Source organism: Pediococcus parvulus (genome assembly GCF_007990205.1).
Classification (GTDB): domain Bacteria; phylum Bacillota; class Bacilli; order Lactobacillales; family Lactobacillaceae; genus Pediococcus; species Pediococcus parvulus.
This window is the reverse complement of record NZ_BJWE01000085.1, coordinates 1-1,895: the sequence shown is the minus strand read 5'-3', so window position 1 is coordinate 1,895 and position 1,895 is coordinate 1. Positions and strand designations below refer to the sequence as shown.

Sequence of the window (1,895 nt, the reverse complement as noted above, 5' to 3'; positions counted from 1 at the left end):
AAGTGCGCCCGGCATGGGCAGTAACTAGGCGGTGTAAGTCCGCTGTGAGCCGTAGTGGACGGTATCACGAGTCGAAGACAAGGGTGTCTATCGTGAGGTAGAATCTGAAGGAAGTCCTAGACGAAACATCGAATCGATGAACAAGAAGTGGCTAAAAGGCTGGAAACGGTGGGATGAGATTGCTTAACAAATCGAAGTCCCTGACCACTCGAAACCGTCACAGTAAAGCCAACGGTTTGATGCGAAAGCTACTGCTCTTACCCGGGGAGGTCTGTCATGGTAGTTCTCTCAAGCTGGAAGTTATTTCTGGCAGGAACAGGCTCAATAGTAATGTTGAGTTGTCCATGACAGAAGTCAGCCGAGGCCATAGTAGCCAGTAATGGTGAAGGGCTGAACAACAATAATTTTGATTCATCCTGGAGGTGGAAACAATGCGACAATCGCAGAAAACAGAAAATAAAGCTGACTACCTGCGGAGGGTAACCCTGGAAGGGTCAGAGCAAACAGGAGCGCGTAGCGTTGTTTCTGGTGAAAAGAGAACTCAAAATGGCTTATTACGTGAGAAGGTCTTAGACCGGAATAATTTAAATCGGGCCTTTGTCCATGTCAAGCGTAATAAAGGGGCTGGAGGAATTGACGGCATGTCCGTTGAGGAACTTGGCCCATACTTGAAAGAGAATAACGTAAAACTAATCGAGGCCTTGCGAACCGAAAGCTATGAACCCCAACCTGTCAAACGAGTTGAGATTCCTAAGCCAGATGGTTCGAAACGTCAGTTAGGAATCCCAACGGTCGTTGACCGTGTGGTTCAACAGGCGTTACAACAGCAACTGTCTCCTATTTTTGAAAAAGTATTCTCAGATAATAGTTATGGTTTTCGACCACACCGCAGTGCACAAAGTGCTGTGAAAAAGGTGGTTGCTTATTATAATCAGGGTTATCACTACGTGGTCGACCTTGATTTAAAGTCATATTTTGACAATGTGAACCATGATTTACTAATTAAATTTGTTGAAAATTACATTAGTGAGCCATGGGTCTTGCATTTGATTCGTAAGTTCTTGACGAGTGGTGTTATGAATGGTCGATTTTTCGAGAAGTCCGCTAAAGGTACACCGCAAGGTGGCAATATTTCACCATTACTAGCAAATATTTATCTGAACGAGCTGGACAAAGAATTGACTAGAAGAGGGCATAAATTTGTACGCTATGCGGATGACTGTAATATCTATGTTAAAAGTAAGCGTGCGGGTGAACGGGTTCTCAAAAGCATCACCCAGTTTTTAGAAAAGGGACTCAAAGTTGAAGTGAATGCAGAAAAGACGCAAGTCGGTTCTCCACTAAGACTGAAGTTTCTAGGTTTTTCTCTGGGTGTGGGACGCAATAGCGCCTACCCGCGTCCTCATCAAAAACCTAAACAGAGAATTAAACAGGAATTGACAAGAATCACCAAGAGAAGCCGAGGCGTCAGCCTTGATAGGATTCTGCATGAAATTAAGCAGAAAATGCAGGGCTGGATCCAATATTATTCCATTGGGAAGATGAAAATCTTTCTCCAACAACTAGACAAATGGTTGCGCTCGCGCATCCGCCAGTATATCTGGAAACAGTGGAAGAATATCGGAACCCGTTATAAAGCATTGATTAAACTAGGCTTGACACCCAAACAGGCGAAAATCTACGTCAATACTCGTAAGGGATATTGGCGCAACGCGCACAGTAAAACACTGTTGATGACCATAACTAATAAAAGACTGGCACAGCGCGGGCTAATAAATCTGTCCAAACTGTACCAGTCTATTCAAGCAAAAGCTTAAGTTGTTGAACCGCCGTATACGGTTCCGTACGTACGGTGGTGTGGGAGGTCGATAGTGTGAACTATCTCCTACCCGATT

Annotated in this window: 1 protein-coding gene; it reads left to right on the top strand. The window is 44.4% G+C overall.

Annotated features, from left to right (window positions below):
- Window positions 1-431: 431 nt before the first annotated feature.
- The gene (gene ltrA / locus PPA04_RS09385; RefSeq protein ID WP_057785067.1) at window positions 432-1,817 is read left to right on the top strand and encodes a group II intron reverse transcriptase/maturase; all 1,386 of its coding nucleotides are present in this window, start codon (window positions 432-434) and stop codon (window positions 1,815-1,817) included.
- Window positions 1,818-1,895 lie beyond the last annotated feature (78 nt).